General features: G+C 39.3%; 25 protein-coding genes. 11 read left to right on the top strand and 14 right to left on the bottom strand.

Annotated elements, in window-relative coordinates:
- Nucleotides 1-4: 4 nt before the first annotated feature.
- Both ALW18_04145 and ALW18_04140 read left to right on the top strand, forming a co-directional pair.
- The gene (locus ALW18_04145) at nt 5-1,282 is read left to right on the top strand and encodes a glycosyl transferase family 1 (GenBank protein ID AOE51776.1); all 1,278 of its coding nucleotides are present in this window, start codon (nt 5-7) and stop codon (nt 1,280-1,282) included.
- A 531-nt stretch (nt 1,283-1,813) separates the two neighbouring features.
- Entirely contained in the window at nt 1,814-2,719 is a 906-nt protein-coding gene (locus ALW18_04140; GenBank protein ID AOE51775.1) for a hypothetical protein, read from the top strand.
- Between the two features lie 6 nt (nt 2,720-2,725).
- Here the strand turns inward: ALW18_04140 and ALW18_04135 are convergent, their stop codons facing one another.
- The 9 genes from ALW18_04135 to ALW18_04095 all read right to left on the bottom strand — a co-directional run bounded on the left by ALW18_04135 (nt 2,726) and on the right by ALW18_04095 (nt 10,252).
- Nucleotides 2,726-3,106 carry a hypothetical protein gene (locus ALW18_04135; protein ID AOE51774.1) on the bottom strand — a complete coding sequence of 127 codons (381 nt, stop codon included), beginning with the start codon at nt 3,104-3,106 and terminating at the stop codon, nt 2,726-2,728.
- A gap of 62 nt (nt 3,107-3,168) precedes the next feature.
- A complete protein-coding gene (locus ALW18_04130; GenBank protein AOE51773.1) occupies nt 3,169-3,906 on the bottom strand; it encodes a hypothetical protein in 738 nt (245 codons plus the stop codon).
- 76 nt (nt 3,907-3,982) lie between these two features.
- Nucleotides 3,983-4,351 carry a glyoxalase gene (locus ALW18_04125; protein AOE51772.1) on the bottom strand — a complete coding sequence of 123 codons (369 nt, stop codon included), beginning with the start codon at nt 4,349-4,351 and terminating at the stop codon, nt 3,983-3,985.
- A gap of 4 nt (nt 4,352-4,355) precedes the next feature.
- On the bottom strand, nt 4,356-4,931 hold the full coding sequence (locus ALW18_04120; protein ID AOE51771.1) for a hypothetical protein: 576 nt from the start codon (nt 4,929-4,931) through the stop codon (nt 4,356-4,358).
- Nucleotides 4,932-4,963: 32 nt separating this feature from the next.
- Entirely contained in the window at nt 4,964-5,302 is a 339-nt protein-coding gene (locus ALW18_04115) for a hypothetical protein (GenBank protein AOE51770.1), read from the bottom strand.
- 19 nt (nt 5,303-5,321) lie between these two features.
- Nucleotides 5,322-5,990, bottom strand: coding sequence for a hypothetical protein (locus ALW18_04110; GenBank protein ID AOE51769.1), 669 nt, complete (start codon nt 5,988-5,990; stop codon nt 5,322-5,324).
- Nucleotides 5,991-6,164: 174 nt separating this feature from the next.
- Nucleotides 6,165-6,674, bottom strand: a complete 510-nt coding sequence (locus ALW18_04105) for a hypothetical protein (GenBank protein AOE51768.1) — start codon at nt 6,672-6,674, stop codon at nt 6,165-6,167.
- A 93-nt stretch (nt 6,675-6,767) separates the two neighbouring features.
- A complete protein-coding gene (locus tag ALW18_04100) occupies nt 6,768-7,235 on the bottom strand; it encodes a hypothetical protein (GenBank protein AOE51767.1) in 468 nt (155 codons plus the stop codon).
- A 227-nt stretch (nt 7,236-7,462) separates the two neighbouring features.
- The gene (locus ALW18_04095) at nt 7,463-10,252 is read right to left on the bottom strand and encodes an excinuclease ABC subunit A (protein ID AOE51766.1); all 2,790 of its coding nucleotides are present in this window, start codon (nt 10,250-10,252) and stop codon (nt 7,463-7,465) included.
- Nucleotides 10,253-10,696: 444 nt separating this feature from the next.
- Here ALW18_04095 and ALW18_04090 point away from each other — a divergent pair, with 444 nt between their 5' ends.
- The 3 genes from ALW18_04090 to ALW18_04080 all read left to right on the top strand — a co-directional run bounded on the left by ALW18_04090 (nt 10,697) and on the right by ALW18_04080 (nt 12,922).
- A complete protein-coding gene (locus ALW18_04090) occupies nt 10,697-11,632 on the top strand; it encodes a peptidase S66 (protein ID AOE54303.1) in 936 nt (311 codons plus the stop codon).
- Nucleotides 11,632-12,102 carry a hypothetical protein gene (locus tag ALW18_04085; protein ID AOE51765.1) on the top strand — a complete coding sequence of 157 codons (471 nt, stop codon included), beginning with the start codon at nt 11,632-11,634 and terminating at the stop codon, nt 12,100-12,102. The genes ALW18_04090 and ALW18_04085 overlap by 1 nt, the downstream gene beginning before the upstream one ends.
- Nucleotides 12,103-12,337: 235 nt before the next feature.
- On the top strand, nt 12,338-12,922 hold the full coding sequence (locus ALW18_04080) for an RNA polymerase subunit sigma-24 (GenBank protein ID AOE51764.1): 585 nt from the start codon (nt 12,338-12,340) through the stop codon (nt 12,920-12,922).
- Between the two features lie 213 nt (nt 12,923-13,135).
- On the opposite strand, the gene ALW18_04075 is transcribed toward ALW18_04080, so the two are convergent.
- Nucleotides 13,136-13,807 (bottom strand): endonuclease III, encoded by a 672-nt coding sequence (locus ALW18_04075; GenBank protein ID AOE51763.1) that lies wholly within the window; start codon nt 13,805-13,807, stop codon nt 13,136-13,138.
- A 34-nt stretch (nt 13,808-13,841) separates the two neighbouring features.
- On the opposite strand from ALW18_04075, the gene ALW18_04070 reads away from it, so the two are divergent.
- The gene (locus ALW18_04070) at nt 13,842-14,294 is read left to right on the top strand and encodes a thiol peroxidase (GenBank protein ID AOE51762.1); all 453 of its coding nucleotides are present in this window, start codon (nt 13,842-13,844) and stop codon (nt 14,292-14,294) included.
- A 365-nt stretch (nt 14,295-14,659) separates the two neighbouring features.
- The gene (locus ALW18_04065; protein AOE54302.1) at nt 14,660-15,172 is read left to right on the top strand and encodes a hypothetical protein; all 513 of its coding nucleotides are present in this window, start codon (nt 14,660-14,662) and stop codon (nt 15,170-15,172) included.
- Here ALW18_04065 and ALW18_04060 read toward each other — a convergent pair.
- Nucleotides 15,169-15,930, bottom strand: a complete 762-nt coding sequence (locus ALW18_04060; GenBank protein AOE51761.1) for a 5'-nucleosidase — start codon at nt 15,928-15,930, stop codon at nt 15,169-15,171. The two genes, ALW18_04065 and ALW18_04060, sit on opposite strands and share 4 nt — an antisense overlap.
- A 13-nt stretch (nt 15,931-15,943) precedes the next feature.
- On the bottom strand, nt 15,944-16,345 hold the full coding sequence (locus ALW18_04055; GenBank protein ID AOE51760.1) for a transcriptional regulator: 402 nt from the start codon (nt 16,343-16,345) through the stop codon (nt 15,944-15,946).
- Between the two features lie 82 nt (nt 16,346-16,427).
- Between ALW18_04055 and ALW18_04050 the strand changes: the two genes are divergently transcribed.
- Nucleotides 16,428-17,312, top strand: a complete 885-nt coding sequence (locus ALW18_04050; GenBank protein AOE51759.1) for a hypothetical protein — start codon at nt 16,428-16,430, stop codon at nt 17,310-17,312.
- 23 nt (nt 17,313-17,335) lie between these two features.
- On the opposite strand, the gene ALW18_04045 is transcribed toward ALW18_04050, so the two are convergent.
- Entirely contained in the window at nt 17,336-18,802 is a 1,467-nt protein-coding gene (locus ALW18_04045; protein ID AOE51758.1) for a nicotinate-nucleotide adenylyltransferase, read from the bottom strand.
- 86 nt (nt 18,803-18,888) lie between these two features.
- On the opposite strand from ALW18_04045, the gene ALW18_04040 reads away from it, so the two are divergent.
- Genes ALW18_04040 through ALW18_04030 form a run of 3 tightly spaced genes read left to right on the top strand, consistent with a single transcriptional unit; the run spans nt 18,889 to nt 20,694 of the window.
- Nucleotides 18,889-19,653, top strand: coding sequence for a beta-lactamase (locus ALW18_04040; GenBank protein ID AOE51757.1), 765 nt, complete (start codon nt 18,889-18,891; stop codon nt 19,651-19,653).
- Nucleotides 19,654-19,664: 11 nt separating this feature from the next.
- Entirely contained in the window at nt 19,665-20,165 is a 501-nt protein-coding gene (locus ALW18_04035) for a hypothetical protein (protein ID AOE51756.1), read from the top strand.
- 40 nt (nt 20,166-20,205) lie between these two features.
- Nucleotides 20,206-20,694, top strand: coding sequence for a hypothetical protein (locus ALW18_04030; GenBank protein AOE51755.1), 489 nt, complete (start codon nt 20,206-20,208; stop codon nt 20,692-20,694).
- Between the two features lie 158 nt (nt 20,695-20,852).
- Here the strand turns inward: ALW18_04030 and ALW18_04025 are convergent, their stop codons facing one another.
- Entirely contained in the window at nt 20,853-21,617 is a 765-nt protein-coding gene (locus tag ALW18_04025) for a laminarinase (GenBank protein ID AOE51754.1), read from the bottom strand.
- Nucleotides 21,618-21,622 lie beyond the last annotated feature (5 nt).

Genomic DNA, 21,622 nt, shown 5'->3' with positions numbered 1-21,622 from the left:
GATAATGAAGGTATTAATAATAACGTATTACTGGCCGCCTGCGGGAGGTCCCGGTGTGCAGCGCTGGCTGAAATTCGTTAAATACCTGCCGGATTTTGGCATTGAGCCAGTAGTTTACATTCCTGAAAATCCTACCTATCCGCTTGTGGATGAAGGCCTTTTGGAGGAAGTAAATCCTAACGTGACTATCATTAAACAGAGAATAACCGAGCCTTATGCATGGGCTTCGGCATTCTCTAAAACTGGTACGAAAAAGATAAGTTCTGGTATTATACCTCACAAGAAAAAACAGTCTTTTTTACAGCGTATAATGTTGTGGGTCAGGGGAAATTTGTTTATTCCTGATGCACGTGTACTTTGGGTAAAGCCATCGGTAAACTACCTTTCAAAGTACATAAAGGAACACGGAATTGAGACTATTATTACTACCGGACCTCCGCATAGCCTTCATCTTATTGGCATGAGGCTTAAAGAGTTACATGACATAAAATGGATAGCGGACTTCCGCGACCCGTGGACTACAATAGGCTACCATAAAGCCTTGAAGCTGGGTAATTCGGCGGCTAACAGTCATAAGAATTTAGAGGAAAAAGTATTGAATTCTGCTGATAACGTGTTGGTTACAAGTCCGACTACAAAAGCCGAATTCCAAGCCATTACGACTAAGCCTATCACTGTTATCACTAATGGGTATGATACCGAAACCGTAGCAAGACAGCCTATGGATGAGAAGTTTACACTGGCGCACATTGGCTCCTTCTTGTCGGAGCGTAATCCTAAAATATTATGGGAAGCTTTATCTGAACTTATCGCTGAAAATGAACAGTTTAAAGGTAAGTTTGAACTTAAGCTTATAGGTGCTGTTAGTCGTGAAGTGCTTGATTCTATTGAAGTTGCGGACTTATCGCCGTATGTAAACAGTTTAGGATATGTGCCGCACGCAGAAGCTGTAATGCACCAAAGAAAATCACAGGTATTGCTATTAGTGGAGATCGATTCGGAAGAAACCAAATGCATCATTCCCGGAAAATTGTTTGAATATATGGTGTCCGAGCGCCCAATTTTGGCAATTGGCCCCGACGGTGCCGATTTTGCCTCAATTGTGCAAACAACGAACACAGGGATTTTTGTGAAATACGACGAAAAAGAAAAGTTAAAAAACGCTTTGATGCAGTGGTTTAGCCAGTATCAGGAAGGTAATTTAAAGTCGAATGCAATTGGCTTACAGCAGTACTCCAGAAAGAACCTCACAGGCCAATTAGTCCAAATTTTAAAGGGTTAACTATTGCACTTTCTGCTCTCAAAACGCACTTTTTGTGCGTAAAATTAGCTTGGGTTAATTTGCTGTAATTTAGGTGTTTGAAAAATAATGTTACGCATTTTGTTTTTCAAAAAAATAGCTTTCTTATAAAATTCTAAGTTTATAATTTCCTAATTTAAGCTACTCATTTTTGCTATTTCAAAATGACATAAAAAGTAAATCCCGCCACCTTTAAGAAAGTGACGGGACTTAACAAACCAACCAACCAATTATTAACAGATTCCAAAATAAGATTTCGAAATCTATTGTACAAAGATACAATTAATGTGCCAAAGTCAAATAATGTTGTAATTTTTTTTCTTTCAGTTAGTTGATTTTTTGGTAATTATTGATAAATTTTACATTAGCTTAACATACACATGTGTTTAATGCCTCATTTCAAAGCAATAATTACGTTTTACGGGATAAATTATGGTTCAAATTGATACTATAATGTAACAATAATTAATCGGTCATCCAGTTATCTTACTATATTAACCTTATTACTACTACATGCGCAATAGATTTTATGCTACTTTATTGGCTTTTGTTATCAGCTTCGCTTTTTACGGCCAGACGAAAATTGATACCACATTTATAGGCTCTTACGACCAGAAAATGATGGTTAAGGCATTTTTAACGCGTAATAGTATTGAAATTGGGCATAATAATAAGGACTATTCTCCTAATAATCCGACCCGACTAGGACTGGGATTTTCGATTAAAAATACTGTAGTAGACTTTAGTTATAGTTTCGGGTTGCTGCCTGCGGGTAAGGAGTACGGTAAAACAAAATCCTTTGATTTCCAGATCCATAATTACGGGCGGAAATTCCTTTTTGATGTTTTCTATCAGAATTACAAAGGTTTTTATTCAGATAATAAAGTTATAACGACATATCCTGAAACTTCCGTTCAGTTGATAGGAGGGGAGATAACCTATGTTTTTAACAACAGGCAGTTTTCGGCTAAAGCGGCTTTCGACCAGACTCAGAAACAACTGCAATCTGCGGGGAGCTGGCTTATAGGTGGTGGTGCGTATTATTTTAAGTTAGGATTGCAGGAACTAACAGGTGATACATCGATAGATAATTTCCAGTTAGGCGTTAACGGTGGCTATGGCTATTCGTGGGTTATTAATGAGCACTGGTTACTTTCAGGAATGGCAACCGTCGGCGTTAATGCCGGTAACGAATGGGAGTCATTTAAATATATGAAACTCAAACTGTATCCCACTGCCTTTGCGCGTGGCGCAGCGGGTTACAGAAAAGACGATTGGGGTGTAGGCTTATCGTTTATAATAAATAATAAACAGGTATATTATATGCAGGATGACTTTTCGCTGGCCTCCATAAACATGCAGATCACTTACGTAAAGCACCTGGATAATATATTTAAATGGGGAAAGCGCAAACGCTAAATGGCGTTACCGAATATAGCGCCTCTCTATAATGTCAATTTCCTTTTGTCCGGTAGCATTTGTATTTAAAACAATATCCATATTGTAGCCACTTTCAATTACGGTTTTAGAAGTTCCGTTACCGCATCTCATGCCTTTTGATCGCGAAACAAATTTTTCTCCACGGCGAATTGCAGAAATACTAAAATTTGGAAGGTTATGTCTAGTATTTGTGGTGTCGAATTCAATAGTCTTAACGCCATGATTCTCTATTATGCCAATGGATTTCCCATTCAGTATAACCGATATAAGGCGGTCTCCCGTAGTATTGCGGACTGTTACTTTTACCTGTGCGTTGACTGTTAGGGACAAAGTTGATACAAATAATACAAAGTAGAATCGAAGCATAGTGGCAATTATTATAGTGTAAAAACTATCTTACAATAAGAGTGCCATAGTGTAAATGTGTTTTAATCGGCTATTATTCGTATCATAGCGAAATCATCAGTTGGTACCAATCCATTTTCATGTTCCATTTTTTTAAGCTTTAGGCTGAGCATTTCGCTGTTTTCAAAACCCGTCCTATCTGTCAAAAGAAAGTCATGGCTATCAATGGTTTCTTCGCTTTCAGTCCTTTTAATCTTTGTAAACGAAAAGATTCCGTCAGTAGCAATACTAATATCCCCGATGCTTATAAAACTAATTTTCTGATCATGTTTTTCATACCATGACTCAAAATCTTCATTAATGTGAAAGCCTATATAATCAGGTGTATTATCGTGATCAAATTCCGTTGTTGAGCCATTGATATTAACGAGCCCATCACCAATTACAATAAGCTCTCCTTTTGCCTTTTCCTTGTCAATAACCATAAGTATTATTGTTGTAAGGAGTTCTTTTGGGTCAAGCATTAGCTGGTTCTTGATAAGCCTGATCTCGGAAAATAAATCTTTCACAATTGATTTTAGCAGGTACTCAGTATCTGTAAAAATTGCAGGATCATATAATTCCTGGTATCCTTTTTCGGTAGTTATTTTACGTAAGAGCTTACCCGTCAACGTTGAGATAAAATGGCTGTCTATAGCTGTAGTGCAACCGTCCATAACGGCAAACACAAGTTTGTCGTTGCCTACAGCACCCGTAAACAGATAGTCTTCACAATAATTTGCATGGTAGTGTCCAATTTGCAGTACAGTATAAACTCTCATAAAATAAATGTGCCCCCACAATAACAGTTATTGCAAAAGCGGCTCAAAAATAATGAAAATAGGTTTGATTTTCTACCTAAGAAGTGTAAAAAGCCCCGAAATGCCACAATACACCAGACGGATCGTGTACAAAACATTCTTTGCCCCAATCAAGTGTGCGGACAGGAACGAGTTTTACTGTGTCATATTTTTCGGTAAGATTTAAAGCTGTAAGCTCATTCCAGAAACGTTCGGCGTCATCAACTTCCATAAAAACCATAGTATTGTCTATCCAGTCTTTTACATAAGCTTTCTGAAGGTAGAAGGCGAAGTCGCCCGATTTGAAAACCGACATATCCGCAGATAAAACAGTTTCCTCAAAGCCAAGGTCGCGGTAAAAGCTGCGTGATGTTTCGAAGTCTTTGGCACCGATAAACGGGCGTATTGATTTAGCGTTATGGTTCATACGTTTACTTTTTAATCATTTCTTTTTTCTTCTCATTGTACAGGTCAGAACACTTTTCAGCGAACTTAAAATAGGTGGCGTCGCTAAAGTCTTCAAGGTATATTTTACCAAAATCCATTTTGGTTTTAATTTCAGGGATAGCGATCAGCTTTACTTTTTCCTGATCGAAGTAGTTCCAGTTGCCAACGTATTTGCCGGTAAGCAGGTTAACGCTCGACTCGCCGCTGCCGTCATTCGCTGCATTGCCAAATTCATAGCGGCTCATTCCTATAAGCTGAATCTTTTTGGTTTTTACATCATATCGAAATTGGTTGCTATAACCGGCACGCATCCAGTTTTCGTTAAAGTAAAAGCCTCCTTTTGCGTCTTTAACACCCGAAGCGTCACCCATATTTTCTAAGGGTTTGCTTTCAATTTTTCTGAATTGCTGTGTAGATAATTGACAGATGATAACAGAACGCTCTGTGTCGAAATACACAGTGTCTTTTATACCATCGTTGTCAAGGTCTTTTACGAGTTTATCCTGGCTATAGGCAGTCGTTTGCAAAACGATAAAGAGAAGTAGTACTAAGAATTTCATAGGATGATTGATTGGTAAACTAAGATAGTAACTTAATCTAATTCGGCATACCTAATTTTATTTTCTTTACTAAAGATCGCAACATGCCATTTGATACTATCGGAAGCAAAATCCATAAAATAATCGTCCCCGTCTTTTTTAAACTTCGTGAGATCTATAGTTGTAAGTATCGCTTTAAATTCAGTCTCTGAAAATATAACATCAATAACTTTTACAGGATAGCCAGTACTGCCGATGTCTTTATATTCAACTTTTTCATAGTTTGTAATAGGAACCTGAATTACGTTCTCAACGGTTTCTACATACTCTTTCTCTGATTTTGAACATGAAAGCAAAATTGAAAGCATCAAAATAAAGTACGCGTATTTCATAATGGAATGGTGATTTGTATTACAGAACCGAAATTACAATAAGTATAATCAAAAGTATGATTAAAAAGAAAATAGGCTTGTTTGCTTCGCTTTCTGTAGTGTGTCCGGCGGTGTTTTGACTGATGCGTTTACCGCTGGGTTTTGTAAGACCGCTTATTTTGTCAATAAACCGGGGATCACCATCGGCAAGCTTTAGCAGTTTTTCGTGAATGATTAAACGTGATTCGTCAGTAAGGAATATAGCCGAAACCAGTATCTCGTCCAGTATCATATTGTTGGTTACGATATCATTGGCATTGACCAGCAAGCGGATGGTTTCATCAGATAGCAGGTCGTTCATAACAGTGAACAGCCGGTATTCGTTAATATGTCCGCCTGCATTGAGGACTTTCGTCTTAATGCGTTTAAACAGCGTAAAGAAGGTTACGGGGGTTGCCTGCCCGGGTTCGGAAGTACTTTTGCCGTGATAGCTGATCTTATTGTCCTGGGCGTAGTCGTAGGCATTTCGTTTAGGCACATCGCCAAGGACAATATACGATTCGGATATCTCCTTAAAACGCTCCTCGCTCGCCATATCGCTATTATTACGGTCAGGGTGGTATTGCAGTGCCAGCTGCCTGTACACCTTCTTTATTTCCTCCTGAGTAGCATTGCGCGCAACGCCAAGTATTTTATAATAGTCCTTCATTTAGGCAACCGTTGGGAGCGTAAAAATAAGGGAAAAATTTAAGTTATCGGATTTGCGGAGTTATTGAGTTGCGGGTTGCGGGTTACGGGTTTGAATGAGGCTGGCGCGAGGCTCTGTCTCGTGTCTAACTCAGACTGGGTACGATCCATATGCCGCACCAGCGGAAGAAATAACTTATTTATTTTCTTCAATGAATTGTAAGACATCGTTAAAATAAGTTTCTAAGTCGGTTTGTTCATCTATTCCTGGATACCAGGCGGCGAACTTTAGGTAGCGCCATTTGTCACTTTTTTCATTTGGAGGTACAAGTAAGAAATATTGCTCTTCATGTATTCCTGCAATTAATATACTTTTTTTAAGTAAATAGGTATCGTTTTCCAGCTCTTCATGGCTACCCCATATTTGAATTAGTTCGGGATCTAATTTTTCCAAATAATCAACGTCTTCAATTTTGGCAAAGGACGTCTCAACTATATTTGGTGCCGTAAAGCCATTTGTAATTCTTAGAAAATTTTTATAATCTTCAGGGAAATAAATATTTAGTCTTTTTTCTGCTGCTTCAATCTCTTCTTCAGAAGCAGGATCAAATCCCAGCCATTTATTTTCTTTCTGAAAATCTGTAGCAAATTCTGATTCTCCAAGCTGTATGGAGAGTATCGAAATATCTGATAATAGTTTTTTCATAGGATATTAACGTATTCTTTACTTGTGTTCAACTCAAACTAGGTACGAGCGGGATGTTCATTCTACTTGTAAAACTTATTGACTATGATGATTCTACAGATCAGCGTTTATTTGTTTATAAGTTTTTAAGATGTAAATCAATTTTTGAGTACTTATATCCATATTAAGAACAATTTTTGTTTTCTTTCCAGGGGCGTGAAGTACCAAATATGAATATGATGCGAATCTTGAAACGGAACCATCATAAGATAATTCGTATTTTTGGATATGATTCCAAGGGATGAATTTTTTACCTTTGTAAAGTCCTTGGTTATCTACTTTTAAAAAAACCGGATTTTTTTTAAAAGTTTTAATCGTCGATATAATGTGGTGGACTATCAATATTATAACAGTAGGACATATGATTATAAAGAAGAATGTCGGAACTAAGATTATAAGAAATATACATAAACTTATTAACATAAATCCACCGTAAAGTTTACGATATAATAGGTCTTTCGATCGATATATAATAATTTGCTTAGGAAACTTACTAATATGTTTAGGGAAATGTGTAAACATCTAATTATTTAATTGACTGACCAAATTAACGGATTTCAAATTTATCCTACAATTAGATTCAATAAAAAAGCCCATCCAACTAAGAATGAGGCTTTGTATATTTTAGATGCTTCGAGCATCAGCATGATAGCAGTGTAGTGAATCAGGGTTATTTGTTTTTCAATAGAGATTTCTCCACTCCATTTCATTCCGGTTGAAATGGCAGAACGTATAACTCCGACAGCTAATTACAGCTTTTCGCGAAGGTATTCCCCGGTAACCGATTTAGGATTCTTAGCTACTTCCTCCGGTGTACCGAAAGCCACTAAATGACCGCCGTTTTCTCCGCCTTCAGGCCCAATGTCTATAATGTAGTCAGCACATTTTATAAGGTCAAGGTTATGCTCAATAACAATAATAGAATGTCCTTTATCGATAAGTGCCTCAAACGAAGCCAAAAGCTTTTTGATATCGTGGAAATGCAGACCCGTTGTAGGTTCATCAAACACAAATAAGGCTTTTTCTTTGGTTGCGCCTTTAACAAGGAACGATGCCAGTTTTATACGTTGCGCCTCACCACCTGAAAGGGTAGAAGACGACTGACCCAATTGCACATATCCTAAACCTACATCCTGTAGCGGCTGTAATTTGGTGGTGATTTTAGTCTGCTTGTGCTCGCCAAAGAACGCCACAGCATCATCAATGGTCATGGTAAGGATATCGTCGATGTTCTTGCCTTCAAAAGCTACTTCAAGTATCTCTTTTTTAAAGCGTTTACCGTTGCAGGTTTCGCACTCCAGGTGAACATCGGCCATAAACTGCATCTCGATAGTTACTTCGCCTTCACCTTTACAGGTTTCGCAGCGTCCGCCATCTACGTTAAACGAGAAGTGCTTGCTCTGGTAACCACGTACCTGAGAAAGTTTCTGTTTCGAGAACAAGTCACGGATATCATCGTATGCTTTAATATAGGTAACAGGATTAGAACGCGAACTACGCCCAATAGGATTCTGGTCTACGTATTCAATATGTTTAATGTGTCCGTAGCTGCCTTGCAGTTCGGTAAACTGTCCTGCTTTTTCGCCCACGCCATCCAGTTTTTTCTGTAGGGCAGGGAATAATATTTTCTTAACCAATGTACTCTTACCACTGCCCGAAACACCCGTAATCACGGTAAGGCAGTCTAACGGAAAAGTAACATCTATGTTTTTAAGGTTGTTTTCGCGTGCACCTATAACGTCAATGTGGTTCTTGAACTTACGGCGTTTTTTAGGAACGCTGATCTCAAGGTCACCATTAAGGTATTTAGCGGTAAGCGAGTCTGATTTTAGGATCTCCTCATACGTACCCTGTGCTACAAGCTCACCACCATAGGTACCCGCTTCGGGACCAATGTCAATGATCATGTCGGCTTTTTTCATGATGTCTTCGTCGTGCTCTACCACAATAACGGTGTTACCAAGGTTTCGAAGCCCGATAAGCACATCAATAAGCCTTTCGGTATCTTTAGGGTGAAGCCCGATACTCGGTTCGTCAAGAATGTACATCGACCCTACAAGGCTGCTGCCCATAGATGTAGCCAGGTTAATACGCTGCGACTCACCACCTGAAAGTGTCGACGAGCGACGGTTAAGCGTAAGGTAATCAAGCCCTACTTCCTGAAGGAAGCTAAGGCGGTTATTGATTTCTACCAATAGGCGTTTTGCAACGGCAAGGTCGTATTCCGACAGTTCCAGCTGTTTAAAGAACTCCGCCAGGTTTTTGATAGGGAGGTCAACAAGGTCAGATATCGTATGATTGCCAACTTTTATGTAATTGGTTTCAGGCCTAAGTCGCTTGCCTTTACATGTAGTACACTTGGTTTTTCCGCGATAGCGTGAAAGCATTACACGGTTCTGAATTTTATAGTTTTTCTCTTCCAGTTCAGCAAAAAAGACGTTAAGCCCGGTAAAGTATTTATTACCTGTCCAGATCAACTGCCTGTCTTTTTCCGAAAGCTGGAAATACGGTTTATGTACGGGGAAGTCGAATTTATGTCCGCTGTTTACCAACTGGTCGCGGTACCAGCCCATGCTTTCGCCACGCCACGGATAAATAGCGTTTTCAAACACAGAAAGCGCTGTGTTAGGTACAACCAGTTCTTCATCAATCCCTATGATGCTGCCATAACCTTCGCAGGCAGGGCACGCCCCATAAGGGTTGTTAAAGCTAAAAAGGTGTACATTTGGTTCTGGGAAGGTAATACCATCCAGTTCAAAATTATTACTGAAAGTAAATCGGTTACCCGTTGCAACATCCTGAAGGTACAATTCGCCTTTACCTTCGTAAAAAGCAGTCTGAACTGCATCCGCAAGACGGTTAAAGAACTCTTCTTCATCCTTCACCACCAAACGGTCAACAATCAATAGTACTTCTTTGTTGGCAAGGTCAGCCCCAGGAAGTTCGTCAAGGCGCATGGTTTCGTTATCTACCAGAACACGCGCAAAACCCTGTTGTAATAATACGCCTAGTTTTTCGTCCAACGTACGGCCTTTTTCGATATGTACAGGCGAAAGTAATAACCAACGACTGTCAGCTTCAAACGATTTTACTTCGTTCATAACATCGGTAACGGTATGTTTTTTCACCTCACGTCCGGAAACAGGCGAGTAGGTGCGACCAATGCGCGCAAAAAGCAACTTCATGTAGTCGTAGATCTCGGTGCTTGTGCCTACGGTAGAACGGGCATTGGTAGTATTTACCTTCTGCTCAATAGCAATAGCAGGTGCAATACCTTTAATATATTCCACCTTTGGCTTATCAAGACGGCCAAGGAACTGGCGCGCGTAGCTCGATAAACTCTCTACATAGCGGCGCTGTCCTTCGGCATAGAGGGTGTCGAACGCAAGGCTCGACTTACCCGAACCCGAAAGCCCGGTAACCACCACCAGCTTATTACGCGGAATGGCTACGTCTATGTTCTTGAGGTTGTGCAGCTGCGCACCTTTTATAAGTATGTTTTTCTTAGGCTCTAGTTTAGAAAAATCGGTCTTTATCATGGCAAAAATTGAATAGGCAAAGATACGGATTTACAGGCACAATTTTGTTAAGGGAAATGAAACGGAATACTTCTTTTTTGAAAGGAAAATTATATATTTACTTCTTAACCTTTTCAATAAATTATTATGGCAGAAAATGGTCCTCCTTTTCCGGACGAAGTTATATTGTTGTTTACAAATGAAAATAATATTAATGCCCAAGGGCAATTTTATTGTGAATATGATATCAATAATAAATACCATCAAGTCGCGGGCGAATGTGAGGCTGTGATTGGATATGGTCGTTCTGAAGGGCCTCTTTTATCATTGCTACTAGAAAATAAAAATAACCTGCCTGTAGATTTTTTGAGTAGCGACTATTTTATTTATTATGTAGATTCTTTAGTTGTAAAGGGCAAACGAAAATACAATAATGAATATGCGCCATTCACCGCAATTATCAAAATTAAGCAGAAAAGCGACTCTCAAATTTTAGAGGAAACGTATAAGTATATTACACCACCATACGTTTCACCCGGCGATAAGGTCGGTATTGTAAGTACAGCAAAACGTTGTGAGCCGCACGAAATAAACGACGGACTTGCCCTGCTTAAAAGCTGGGGGCTGGAACCTGTATTGGGGCGAAACGCCTTTAAAACCGATGGTTTCCTTGCGGGAACAGATGAACAACGTCTCGCCGATCTTCAGAAAATGCTGGATGATACGTCTATAAAGGCTATCTTTTTTACAAAAGGCGGCTACGGTACGTTACGTATAATAGATAGTATTGACTGGACGGCACTTAAAGCCAAACCTAAATGGCTGGTTGGCTATAGCGATATTACGCTGCTGCACTGCCACGTGCATAATTTTGGAATACAATCTTTACATTCCGTTATGTTACAGGGGATACCGAAAAGCAACGCGGAATCTTCTGCGACGATAAGAACAGCACTTTTCGGCGAAAGCCTGAATTATAGTATTCCGGCTCAGCCTGAAAACAGGGCAGGCGGTACTGTTGAAGGCACGCTAGTAGGAGGTAACCTATCTATACTATATGCGGTTGTTGGTTCTGCATCGGATATTGATACAACTGATAAAATATTATTTATAGAGGATATTGACGAGTATCTATATCATTATGACCGTATGCTTATAGCGCTTAAAAGAGCGGGTAAACTAGTCAACCTTAAAGCTGTTATTGTTGGTGATATGATAGATATAAAAGATTCTACCATTCCGTTTGGTAAAACGTATCAGGAGATCACTCTGGAACATTTTAACTGCCCGGTGTACTTTGGGTTTCCATCGGGGCATTCGGAGGACAACAGCGCGCTTGTGATGGGAAGAACTATACGAATTTCGCAAATGGGCAGTATTGTTAATTTTGATTTTATATAGTGGAAGAGTTACTGACCGATAAGGAATATCAACTGGAACGCTTTCCCGGAAAAGGCGGGTGGACGTATGTTGCCCTGCCTGAAATTGCGAAAGATAAAGAAGCTGCCTTTGGTGCTGTTAAGGTTAAAGGTACGATTGATGGTTATAAAATAAGTGGTGTGAGCCTTATGCCGTATAGTAACGGAAATCTTATTATGGCGGTTAAGGCTGAGATACGTAAAGCAATTGGCAAGGAGGAAAGCGATTATGTGCATGTTACATTATATAAAGATAATAGCGTCTTCGAGATACCTGACGATTTTAAGCAGATCTTAGCAGAGGAAAATGTACTCGAGATCTTTAAAAGCTATAAGCAATGGGAGCAGCGTACCTGCATACAGTATATTTTTTCTGCTAAACGTAAAGAAACTGTTAAGGAAAGGATTACTAAAATTTTGTATAAGCTAAAACACAGGGAACGAATAGTTTAACAATCTTATTGTGATATCCTCAAAACACTTCAGAATATGCTGAGTTTGGCGATATATTGTGCAAATTATGTTAAAATTTAAATTAGCTATTGCATTTTAAATTTTATTTATATTATATTTGGCTTATAATTAATTCAAAATTAACATCGCCTATACAAAAAAATACTTTTTAAAGAACCTATAAAGTTCTGTTTTATCGAAACCAAATTCAAGAAACACTTAAAAAGTATTTGCTATGGCTAATGTTGTAATCCCCGACGCTGTTCTGGTTAAAAACTATGTAGATGGAGACGAAAACTCTCTTTCTGTATTAATTACCAGACACCAATCAAAAATTTACGGTTTTATCTATTCTAAGGTAACTGACAGGGATATTGCTGACGATATCTTCCAGGATACTTTTATTAAAGTGATAAAAACACTAAAGTCAAACTCATATAACGAGGAGGGTAAATTCCTGCCGTGGGTAATGCGTATTTCGCACAACCTTATAGTAGACCATTTCAGGAGAAACAAGAAAATGCCAATGTTCCGCGAAACGGAAGAGTTTTCTATATTTTCTATCATGACCGATAATAGCCCGAATATTGAGAACAGGATAATTACAGAACAGGTTGAAAGCGACCTGCAAAGGCTTATTGAAGAACTTCCGGATGACCAGAAAGAAGTGCTGCAAATGAGAATTTACCAGGATCTTAGTTTTAAGGAAATAGCCGATATGACTGGGGTTAGCATCAACACAGCTCTTGGGAGGATGAGGTATGCCCTTATGAACCTGAGAAAAGTTATAGAAAAAAATAAAATAATTTTGACGAATTAAACAATATTGCCTTGCTGCTTTGCGTTGTATAGAAAACATAACAATCTATTCATGGCAAAACTTTACTCTAAAAAGAAATTAGCAGTTCCGCAAATGTTACCAAAAAAAGAAACTATAGATTTTATTCTTAGCTACTCTAAAGCATTGAAAGTAGTTAAAACGTCTAACGGAACATACGAGAATATTGCTAATTAAAGAAAAACCTCCCGTCAATTAACGGGAGGTTTTTTTATGCACTTTATTTTCATATTCTTCAAGTACCGACTTTCGTCCTATAGTTGCGGTGATGATGTCTTTTTTAAGATCCCAGCCCCGCGCAGGAGAGTATTCGCGTCCGTACCAGATGATCTGTAGGTGAAGTTCATTCCATTTTTCCTCCGGAAATAAACGTTTAGCATCTTTTTCGGTCTGCACTACATTTTTACCATTGGTAAATCCCCAGCGGTACATTAGTCTGTGAATATGGGTATCTACGGGAAATGCCGGTACGCCAAATGCCTGACTCATTACCACACTTGCCGTTTTATGACCTACAGCAGGCAGTTCTTCCAAAGCTTCAAAGCTCTGCGGAACCTCTCCGTTATGCTTATCTATTAATATTTCCGAAAGTCCGTGTATGCCTTTGGCCTTCATCGGAGAAAGCCCAACCGGTTTTATAATTTCCCTTATTTCTTCTACTGTCAGCTTTACCATATCGTATGGATTATCTGCTTTTGCAAATAACAGTGGTGTAATTTGGTTCACACGAACGTCGGTACTCTGGGCGCTCATTAGTACGGCAATCAACAATGTGTAAGGGTCTTTATGATCTAAAGGGATAGGGATAGTTGGGTATATTTCGTCAAGGGTGTCCATTACGAACTGTACCTTTTGCGCTTTGGTCATATTTAAGTATATTTAGCTTTACAAATATACACTTATGACAACACTTACAAAAGGAGATAAAGCACCTGATTTTTCAGTAGTTGACCAGGATGGCAAAACACATACATTAGCAGATTATAAAGGTAAAAAACTGGTAGTTTTCTTTTACCCGAAAGCCAGCACACCGGGGTGCACCGCCGAAGCATGCGATCTTCGGGATAATTACCACCGCTTCCAGACGCAGAATTACGAACTTTTAGGCGTTAGCGCCGACAGTCAGGCAAAGCAGACAAAGTTTAAAGAAAAATATGAACTTCCGTTCCCACTTTTGGCCGATGAAGACAAGAGTGTTATTAATGCTTTTGGCGTATGGGGTCCTAAAAAATTTATGGGTAAATTGTTTGACGGCATCAACCGTACCACATTTGTAATCGATGAAAACGGAATTATAGATGAGGTTATCACTGCGGTAAAAACCAAAGAGCACACGGCTCAGATATTGAAATAACACAAAGGGAAGCGCAAGCTTCCTTTTTTTGTGGAACTATCAGATGTAAATCAGGTAATTACACCTATTTTAGAATTGTATTAATTTGATTATTTTAGTGCATCGTAACCAAAGATAATATGGAACTGAATGCATATGATGAGCTACAAAAAATTTGGGGTATCATACCTAAGAATGAGCGAATTAAAGATTCTGCGTTTGATATTAGCAAACAAAAGAAACTACTGGATATCTTTCATGTAGGAGACTATTATTACCTTATTGTTAACGTGCGCAAAGGTATGATCGAATTAATAAGCCCCGAAGTAGAAAAGCTGCTTGGATATAAACCGGGAGATATAAACCTTCCGTTTTTGGGAAGCCTGATGCATCCCGAAGATCTGCCGTACTACCTTAACTTCGAATCTGCCATAACATCTTTTTTTAATAGTATTTCGGGAGAAAGATTATTCCGTTACAAAGTGCAGAATGATTTCAGACTTAAAAAAGCAGATGGTAGTTATGTAAGGATACTTAACCAATTTGTAATTATTCAGCATGATGCAGATAATGTACGCACCTTTGTTATTAATACTGATATTAGCCATCTTAAAAAAGATATACTTCTGGTGTTGTCATTTATAGGCCTGGAAGGAGAACCGTCTTACTACAATGTAGATGTAAAGGATATCTTTAAAGCTGTAAAGCCAATGTTTACAAGGCGGGAGAAAGATATACTGCGTAAACTGGCCCAGGGAATGAACAGTACTGCAATAAGTGAATTGCTTCACATAAGCAAACATACTGTTGACTCTCACCGTAAAAATATGCTCAGGAAAACAAAGGCTAAATCTACAAGCGAAATTTTAAGTAAAGCTTTTAATAATGGCTGGGTTTAACTTGCCAATAAACGCTCTATAATACTCACCGAACATTTACTGGATATTTTCTCAATAAACTTAGGGAAATCAATATGCGATGTGTCATCGGCAGCATCAGATATTGTCCTGATAATAGTATAGGGAACCTTGTGTTCAAAGCATACCTGAGCCACCGCAGCGCCTTCCATTTCTACGCAAAGTATTGTTGGCATGTTGCTGTGGAGTTTTAGTTTTTGGTCATTGTTGGCAAAGAACTGATCACCGCTGGCAATATCGCCAATATATAGGTTAGGGGTGTTGATACCAAATTCTGCGAATACTTCAGCACCTACAATTTCGGTTAAGGTTTTATCAATGATAAGTGGACGTATTGCTTCTTTGGCTCTTTCAATTTCTGGTAGGTCACACTCAAAGAATGTTTTTCCCAATAGCGGAATTTCAAACTGCTGCATAAGCGGACGTGCATCCATATCATGCTGGTAAAGCCTTTTAGCAATTATTATGTCGCCAATATTCAGAGTAGCATCAATTGCACCTGCAACACCGGTAAAAATAACTTCAGTTACATTAAAAACATGGATAAGTGTCGCTACTGTTGCTGACGCTGCAACTTTTCCCCAGCGGGAAAACACAACCACTACATTAATCCCATTGATAGTACCCGATGTATATGCCCGCATACCGATTGTTCTACGAACCGGATTTTTAAGCAATGCAATTACACCATCTATTTCCTGAGGCATAGCACCCATAATACCGATTGTTTTGTTGATCATTTTTAATGTTGATTTATGATACTTTTGGAAAATCCTTCAAATCTTTAAAGTAAGGTTTGTTGTTTGCAACGCTGTCTTTAATAGCCCATTCGCCCATACCATATAAAACAGGACCCAAAGCCTGTCCCATCTCGGTCAACGAGTAGGTTACATGCGGCGGAACAACAGGTAATGCTGTTCGTAAAACCAGATTATCATTTTCCAGTTGTTTCAGGTGCTGAATCAGCATTTTTTCGGTGATCGAAGGGATTGCCTTACGCAATTCTCCGTATCTTTTCGCCCCGGTAAGCAGGTGGAATAAAATAATTGGCTTCCAGTAGCCGCCTATCTTTTCCATAACATATGTTACAGGACATTCCTCATGGGCAAAACGTTTGTTTTCCTGTATAGTAGAACTTTCTTTAATCTGTGTCATGATACATACTTTAGGGTAAGTACTTGTATAAAAGTAAGTACAAATATACATTTGTTGTATCATTAATTAAAATTTAAAACAAATGAAAATAACAGTTACAGGTTCGTTGGGTAACATAAGCAAAAGACTCACAGAACAACTAGTAAAAAAAGGACATGCCGTTACCGTTATAACGCATAATGCTGAAAAAGCAGCGGCTATTGAAGAACTTGGCGCAACTCCGGCAGTAGGTTCTTTATACGATTACGATTTTGTAGTGAAGTCTTTTACTGATGCAGATGCAGTATATGTAATGATTCCGCCAAATTCTCAGACGGACGATCTTAAGGGAGAAATGAAAAAGCTTTCTGATATCTACGCACGTGCTATTGAAGCTACAGGAGTTAAATATGTAGCAAACCTGAGTGGGATAGGGGCACAGAGTCCCGAAGGTAACGGCCCGTCAAGTGCGTTCTTTTATTCTGAAGGAAGGCTTAACCAATTGGAGGATGTAAACGTGTTGCATCTTCGCCCGGGAATGTTTTACACCAATCAGCATGGTAGTATAAACATGATTAAGAGAATGGGTTTTATGGGTAACAACTTTGACGCGTCAACAGTTATCGCTATGACACACCCGCATGATATTGCCGATGCTGCTGCCGAAGCACTGGATGCAAAATCGTTTAACGGAAAAGCAATTCAGTATGTAGTAAGCGATGAACTTACCGGAGGTGAACTGGCTAGTACATTAGGTGCTGCTTTTGGTAATCCCGACCTACCGTGGGTAGTGCTGACTGACGACCAAGTAAAACAAGGCATAGTACAGGGAGGTTTCTCTCAGCACATGGCAGAAAACTTTGCCGAAATGGGTAGGTCTATCGCTGATGGTAAAATATGGGACCTGTATTATGCTGACAAAGCCAACAATTACGGAAAGCTAAAGTTCGCCGATTTCGCTCAGCAACTGGCAGCTATTTACAATTAGTATAAAAGCAAAAGAGCAGTCTGTTAAGACTGCTCTACTAATTTCTTAGGATCATAACCAAACAAATGGTTCTGTTTTATAACTTCTGCAATACCCGGCGGAAGCATTTCTTCCCATCCCGATTTGCCTTTGTTTATCATTTTAAGTACCTCACGGGAGAAAATGTCAAGGTTATTAGGATCAACTTCTGCAATATCAATTACTTTTCCGTTGAATTTAAAGAACTTGTAAAGCTCTTTCATCCTTGGGTGTACTTTAAGGTTTTCAGAATCAATTACTGTTCCTTCTTCATCCTTCATTGGATACAAGAATACCTTAAGGTCACGGTAAAATAACTTACCGAAAGCTTCAAGAATTCCCCCGCTTAAGTGACGGTAGTATTTCTCGTCGAAAATATCAACAAGGTTGCTTACACCCATCGCCAGACCCATACGGGCTTTAGTATAGCTTGAGAAGTATTCAACTACTTTGTAATATTCCTGGAAGTTAGATATCATTACAGTTTGGCCTAAAGAGCAAAGCAGCTCGGCACGGTCCATAAAGTCACGCTCATCGATTTCACCTTCCGAACGAAGGTTAGAAAGCGTGATTTCAAAAACTACAAGGGCTTTATCCTTATCTACCTTATTTTCTTCAAGGAACATTTTGTATGATTTCTCATACATGTCCATGTTTACTTTTGTAACAGGACGGAAACTACCTCTTAAAGCAAGAATGTTTTTCTTATAAAGCATGGCAGCAGGCAATACGTTATGTCCGCTAGGGTCAAACATTACCGCATCGGTCATGCCGTTTTTAACCAGCTGAAGGCTCATTAGCCTGTTGTCTACATCGGCAAAGCGCGGTCCTGAGAAATTGATGGTATCAATTTCCAGCTGATCCTTGTCAAGGTGGTCATACAGATAACGTAAAAGCTTCTTTGGGTCGTTGTATTTATAAAATGCACCGTAAATAAGGTTTACACCTAAAATACCAAGCGTTTCCTGCTGAAGGCGGGCATCGGTTTCCTTAAAACGTATGTGCAGAATAATTTCGTTGTAATCTTCGTCCGGCTCAACCTGGTATTTAAGTCCTACCCAGCCGTGGCCTTTAAATTGTTTGGCAAAATCTATGGTAGCAACCGTGTTGGCGTAGCTAAAAAATACTTTGCTTGGGTGTTTGTCGCGTTTCAGCCTGCTTTCAATAATTCGTACCTCGTGGCTAAGCATTTTTTTAAGGCGGCTTTCGGTAACGTAGCGCCCGTCTTCTTCGGTGCCGTAAATAGCATCACTAAAGTCTTTGTCGTAAGCAGACATCGCTTTTGCTATGGTTCCCGATGACCCCCCGGACCTAAAGAAGTGGCGGACTGTTTCCTGTCCGGCCCCTATCTCAGAAAAGGTTCCGTAAATGTTTTCGTTCAGGTTTATGCGCAGTGCTTTATCTTTTATAGAAGGCACGTGTTCAATTACCCTGTCGCCCTTTAGGGTTATGTCGTCATCGTTTAATTTCATAGCAGGAAATGATATGTTGCAAAGTTAGGAAAACACTACGTTTTATAAAACAAATAATGTTATTTTTGTAAAAAAATGACCCTGTTTTGAAAGTTTGGTTTTTAGGTACGGGAACATCACAGGGCATTCCGGTAATAGGTAGCACCCATCCGGTTTGCCTTAGTAGCGACCAGCGCGATAAACGCCTGCGTGTATCTGTATGGATACAGTGGGGCGATGCCTCATACCTAATAGATTGCGGTCCCGATTTCCGCCAGCAGATGCTTACCAGCCACTGCACAAAACTTGACGGTATACTTTTTACCCACGAACATTCAGACCATACTGCCGGTATAGATGATATACGCCCTTTTGTTTTTCGACAGGGCGATATGCCTATTTATGCCCACAAACGTGTAATTCAAAGTCTTAAACAACGTTTTGAGTACATATTTGAGGAAGAAGACCGCTATCCGGGTGCTCCATCGGTACATGTAAACGAAGTGAAGGAAAATGAAGCGTTTACGCTTGCAGGGCAAACCGTGGTGCCGATAGGTGTAATGCACGGCAGCCTTGATATTTTTGGGTACAGGATTGGCGATTTTGCCTACCTGACCGATGTTAAAACGGTAGCGCCATCTGAAATTGAAAAGCTTGAAGGGGTAAAGGTCCTTGTGGTAAGCGCATTGCGTGAAGAGCCTCACAATACTCATTTTAACCTTCAGGAAGCCATAGATTTTATAAATATAATACAGCCCGAAAGGTCTTATCTTACTCATATTAGCCATCTTATGGGATTTCATGCAGAAGTGCAGGAAAAGCTGCCGAATAATGTATTTTTGGCGTACGATAATTTACAAATAACTATATAACCTTTGTACAAATGAAAAAGAGTCTTTTTCTATACCTTTTTATTTTTTCGCTGCTTATAAACGTGTTTACATACATGTTCTTTACCAACAAGCAAAAGTATGAGAACGAACGTATCGAGAAGATGCAGGCTAACGTAAAAACTGCTAAAGACAGCATTAAGGCTGAAAAAGAAAAGATGGGTTCTGATAATTATTTTACGCTTGAAAATAACGACAACGCCAAGGCCTATTTTCAGGGTCAGGACGTTAATGCTATTGCAATCAAGGTAAGGGATGCTATCTACAAACAGAATACGAATGCAGCTGGTAATCCTTTAGTAGGATATCCGGCGATGGATGGCAGGGTATTTACAATTGCTAAAGTAAAAGTACTTAATCACCGTTGGGTTATTGCCGATTTTTCGAATGGCCTGCGTTGGGGTGAAGTGTTGCTGAAATATTTTATTGAAGAAGATGGAAGTGTATCTTTCGAAAAAGGTGAAACGGTTTTATACGACTTTAAGCCGTATTAATATTTTTTGTACTTTAGTTACCCTTTAATAAAATTTAGTCATGAAAAAACTGCTTTTGCTTTCTGTCCTGGGATTTTCCTTGTTTTCCTGCGACCAGATATTAAAAGACCGTAAGGATGATGATGTTGAGGTTGATACCAATAAAAATGTGGTTCTTGGTACAACTAAAGATGCTAATGGCTGCGTTACTTCGGCAGGTTACAGATGGTCGCTGTTGCGTAAAGAGTGTATCAGGGCTGTTGAGGAAGGCTACCGTCTTAATTCTATTGACGAACTACAGGGCGAAAGCATTACCAAAAGTGCTTTTATAGTTTTTGAAGAAGATGGTAACAGGGCAGAGCTTTTCCTTCCGGATAACACCAAGTCGATACTGCTTACGCGAGAGAAAAAAGGAGCACCTTACAAAGACAAACATTGGACACTTCAGCAGGATAAAAGCTATAGCCTTAAAAAAGATGGCACATTGCTTTACGCAGGTGCACAGATAGAAGAAGGGCAGATTACCGGAGATGATGAGGAAGAAAGCTAATTTTATAGATAATAGATTTGAGATGTGAGTCTCCTATACAAAACAAGAATCCCGTTACAATAACTGTAACGGGATTCTTGTTTTTACTCAACCATAAAAAAAGAGGGCCCTTGCAAAGCCCCCTTTTACGATTAACTAACCTACAACAATGAAATTGTTTAATTATCATACACTCTAATGTAATCGATTATATACTCCTGTGGAAATATAGTGTCGTCTACATTAGGGCCGCCAAAGTTGCCGCCTACAGCCATATTTACTATAAAGTAAAAGGGCTGGTCAAAAGGCCACACTTCGACAGATTTATCTTTTGGTTCGAATTTATAAACCGACTTATCGTCTATAAAAAATTCAATATATTCAGGAGTCCAGTTCGCACCATACGTGTGAAAGCCTTCTTCAATATCTTCTATTGGTGTTTTTTTAGAACTTGCATTATCGCCATGATTGGCTTTTGTATGCAGGGTAGTGTACGCAATATGCGGCTCGCGGCCTATATATTCAATTATATCTATTTCTCCGCTTAAAGGCCATCCGGCTTGTTTAATGTTAGATCCAAGCATCCAGAATGCAGGCCATATACCATGCCCGGTAGGTACTTTTGCCCTGGCTTCCATATAACCATATTTAAACTCCTTTTTACCTGCTGTCGTTATACGGGTAGAAGTATATTTATCACCTTCTTTTTTGGCTGTAATAATAAGTTTACCGCCTTTTATTGTATGGTTGGTCGTTGTATACAGCTGGCGTTCATTATTACCCCATCCGCATACGTTAGGGCATCCATCGCCAAGTTCAAAGTTCCACACCTTCTCATTGAGGGCTTTACCTTTAAAGTTTTCTTCCCAAACCAGTTTGCCTTTTTTTACCTGTGCAGAGCCAACAACTCCCGCCAGTAATAATAGTAAGGATATTTTTTTCATAGGGT

The sequence above is a fragment of the Flavobacterium psychrophilum genome, assembly GCA_001708385.1.
In the GTDB taxonomy this organism is placed as follows: domain Bacteria; phylum Bacteroidota; class Bacteroidia; order Flavobacteriales; family Flavobacteriaceae; genus Flavobacterium; species Flavobacterium psychrophilum_A.
The sequence above is the reverse complement of the archived record's forward strand: the minus strand, read 5'-3'. Positions and strand labels throughout refer to the sequence as shown.

Bases quoted from the DNA above. Each gene is read 5' to 3' on its own strand.
- ALW18_04065 (AOE54302.1), top strand. From the start codon at position 14,660: ATGCATCCCGAAGATCTGCCGTACTACCTTAACTTCGAATCTGCCATA.
- ALW18_04050 (AOE51759.1), top strand. From the start codon at position 16,428: ATGAAAATAACAGTTACAGGTTCGTTGGGTAACATAAGCAAAAGACTC.
- ALW18_04145 (AOE51776.1), top strand. From the start codon at position 5: ATGAAGGTATTAATAATAACGTATTACTGGCCGCCTGCGGGAGGTCCC.
- ALW18_04095 (AOE51766.1), bottom strand. From the start codon at position 10,252: ATGATAAAGACCGATTTTTCTAAACTAGAGCCTAAGAAAAACATACTT.
- ALW18_04035 (AOE51756.1), top strand. From the start codon at position 19,665: ATGAAAAAGAGTCTTTTTCTATACCTTTTTATTTTTTCGCTGCTTATA.
- ALW18_04115 (AOE51770.1), bottom strand. From the start codon at position 5,302: ATGAAATACGCGTACTTTATTTTGATGCTTTCAATTTTGCTTTCATGT.
- ALW18_04070 (AOE51762.1), top strand. From the start codon at position 13,842: ATGACAACACTTACAAAAGGAGATAAAGCACCTGATTTTTCAGTAGTT.
- ALW18_04100 (AOE51767.1), bottom strand. From the start codon at position 7,235: ATGTTTACACATTTCCCTAAACATATTAGTAAGTTTCCTAAGCAAATT.
- ALW18_04055 (AOE51760.1), bottom strand. From the start codon at position 16,345: ATGACACAGATTAAAGAAAGTTCTACTATACAGGAAAACAAACGTTTT.
- ALW18_04045 (AOE51758.1), bottom strand. From the start codon at position 18,802: ATGAAATTAAACGATGACGACATAACCCTAAAGGGCGACAGGGTAATT.
- ALW18_04110 (AOE51769.1), bottom strand. From the start codon at position 5,990: ATGAAGGACTATTATAAAATACTTGGCGTTGCGCGCAATGCTACTCAG.
- ALW18_04025 (AOE51754.1), bottom strand. From the start codon at position 21,617: ATGAAAAAAATATCCTTACTATTATTACTGGCGGGAGTTGTTGGCTCT.
- ALW18_04030 (AOE51755.1), top strand. From the start codon at position 20,206: ATGAAAAAACTGCTTTTGCTTTCTGTCCTGGGATTTTCCTTGTTTTCC.
- ALW18_04125 (AOE51772.1), bottom strand. From the start codon at position 4,351: ATGAACCATAACGCTAAATCAATACGCCCGTTTATCGGTGCCAAAGAC.
- ALW18_04130 (AOE51773.1), bottom strand. From the start codon at position 3,906: ATGAGAGTTTATACTGTACTGCAAATTGGACACTACCATGCAAATTAT.
- ALW18_04080 (AOE51764.1), top strand. From the start codon at position 12,338: ATGGCTAATGTTGTAATCCCCGACGCTGTTCTGGTTAAAAACTATGTA.
- ALW18_04075 (AOE51763.1), bottom strand. From the start codon at position 13,807: ATGACCAAAGCGCAAAAGGTACAGTTCGTAATGGACACCCTTGACGAA.
- ALW18_04135 (AOE51774.1), bottom strand. From the start codon at position 3,106: ATGCTTCGATTCTACTTTGTATTATTTGTATCAACTTTGTCCCTAACA.
- ALW18_04105 (AOE51768.1), bottom strand. From the start codon at position 6,674: ATGAAAAAACTATTATCAGATATTTCGATACTCTCCATACAGCTTGGA.
- ALW18_04140 (AOE51775.1), top strand. From the start codon at position 1,814: ATGCGCAATAGATTTTATGCTACTTTATTGGCTTTTGTTATCAGCTTC.
- ALW18_04120 (AOE51771.1), bottom strand. From the start codon at position 4,931: ATGAAATTCTTAGTACTACTTCTCTTTATCGTTTTGCAAACGACTGCC.
- ALW18_04060 (AOE51761.1), bottom strand. From the start codon at position 15,930: ATGATCAACAAAACAATCGGTATTATGGGTGCTATGCCTCAGGAAATA.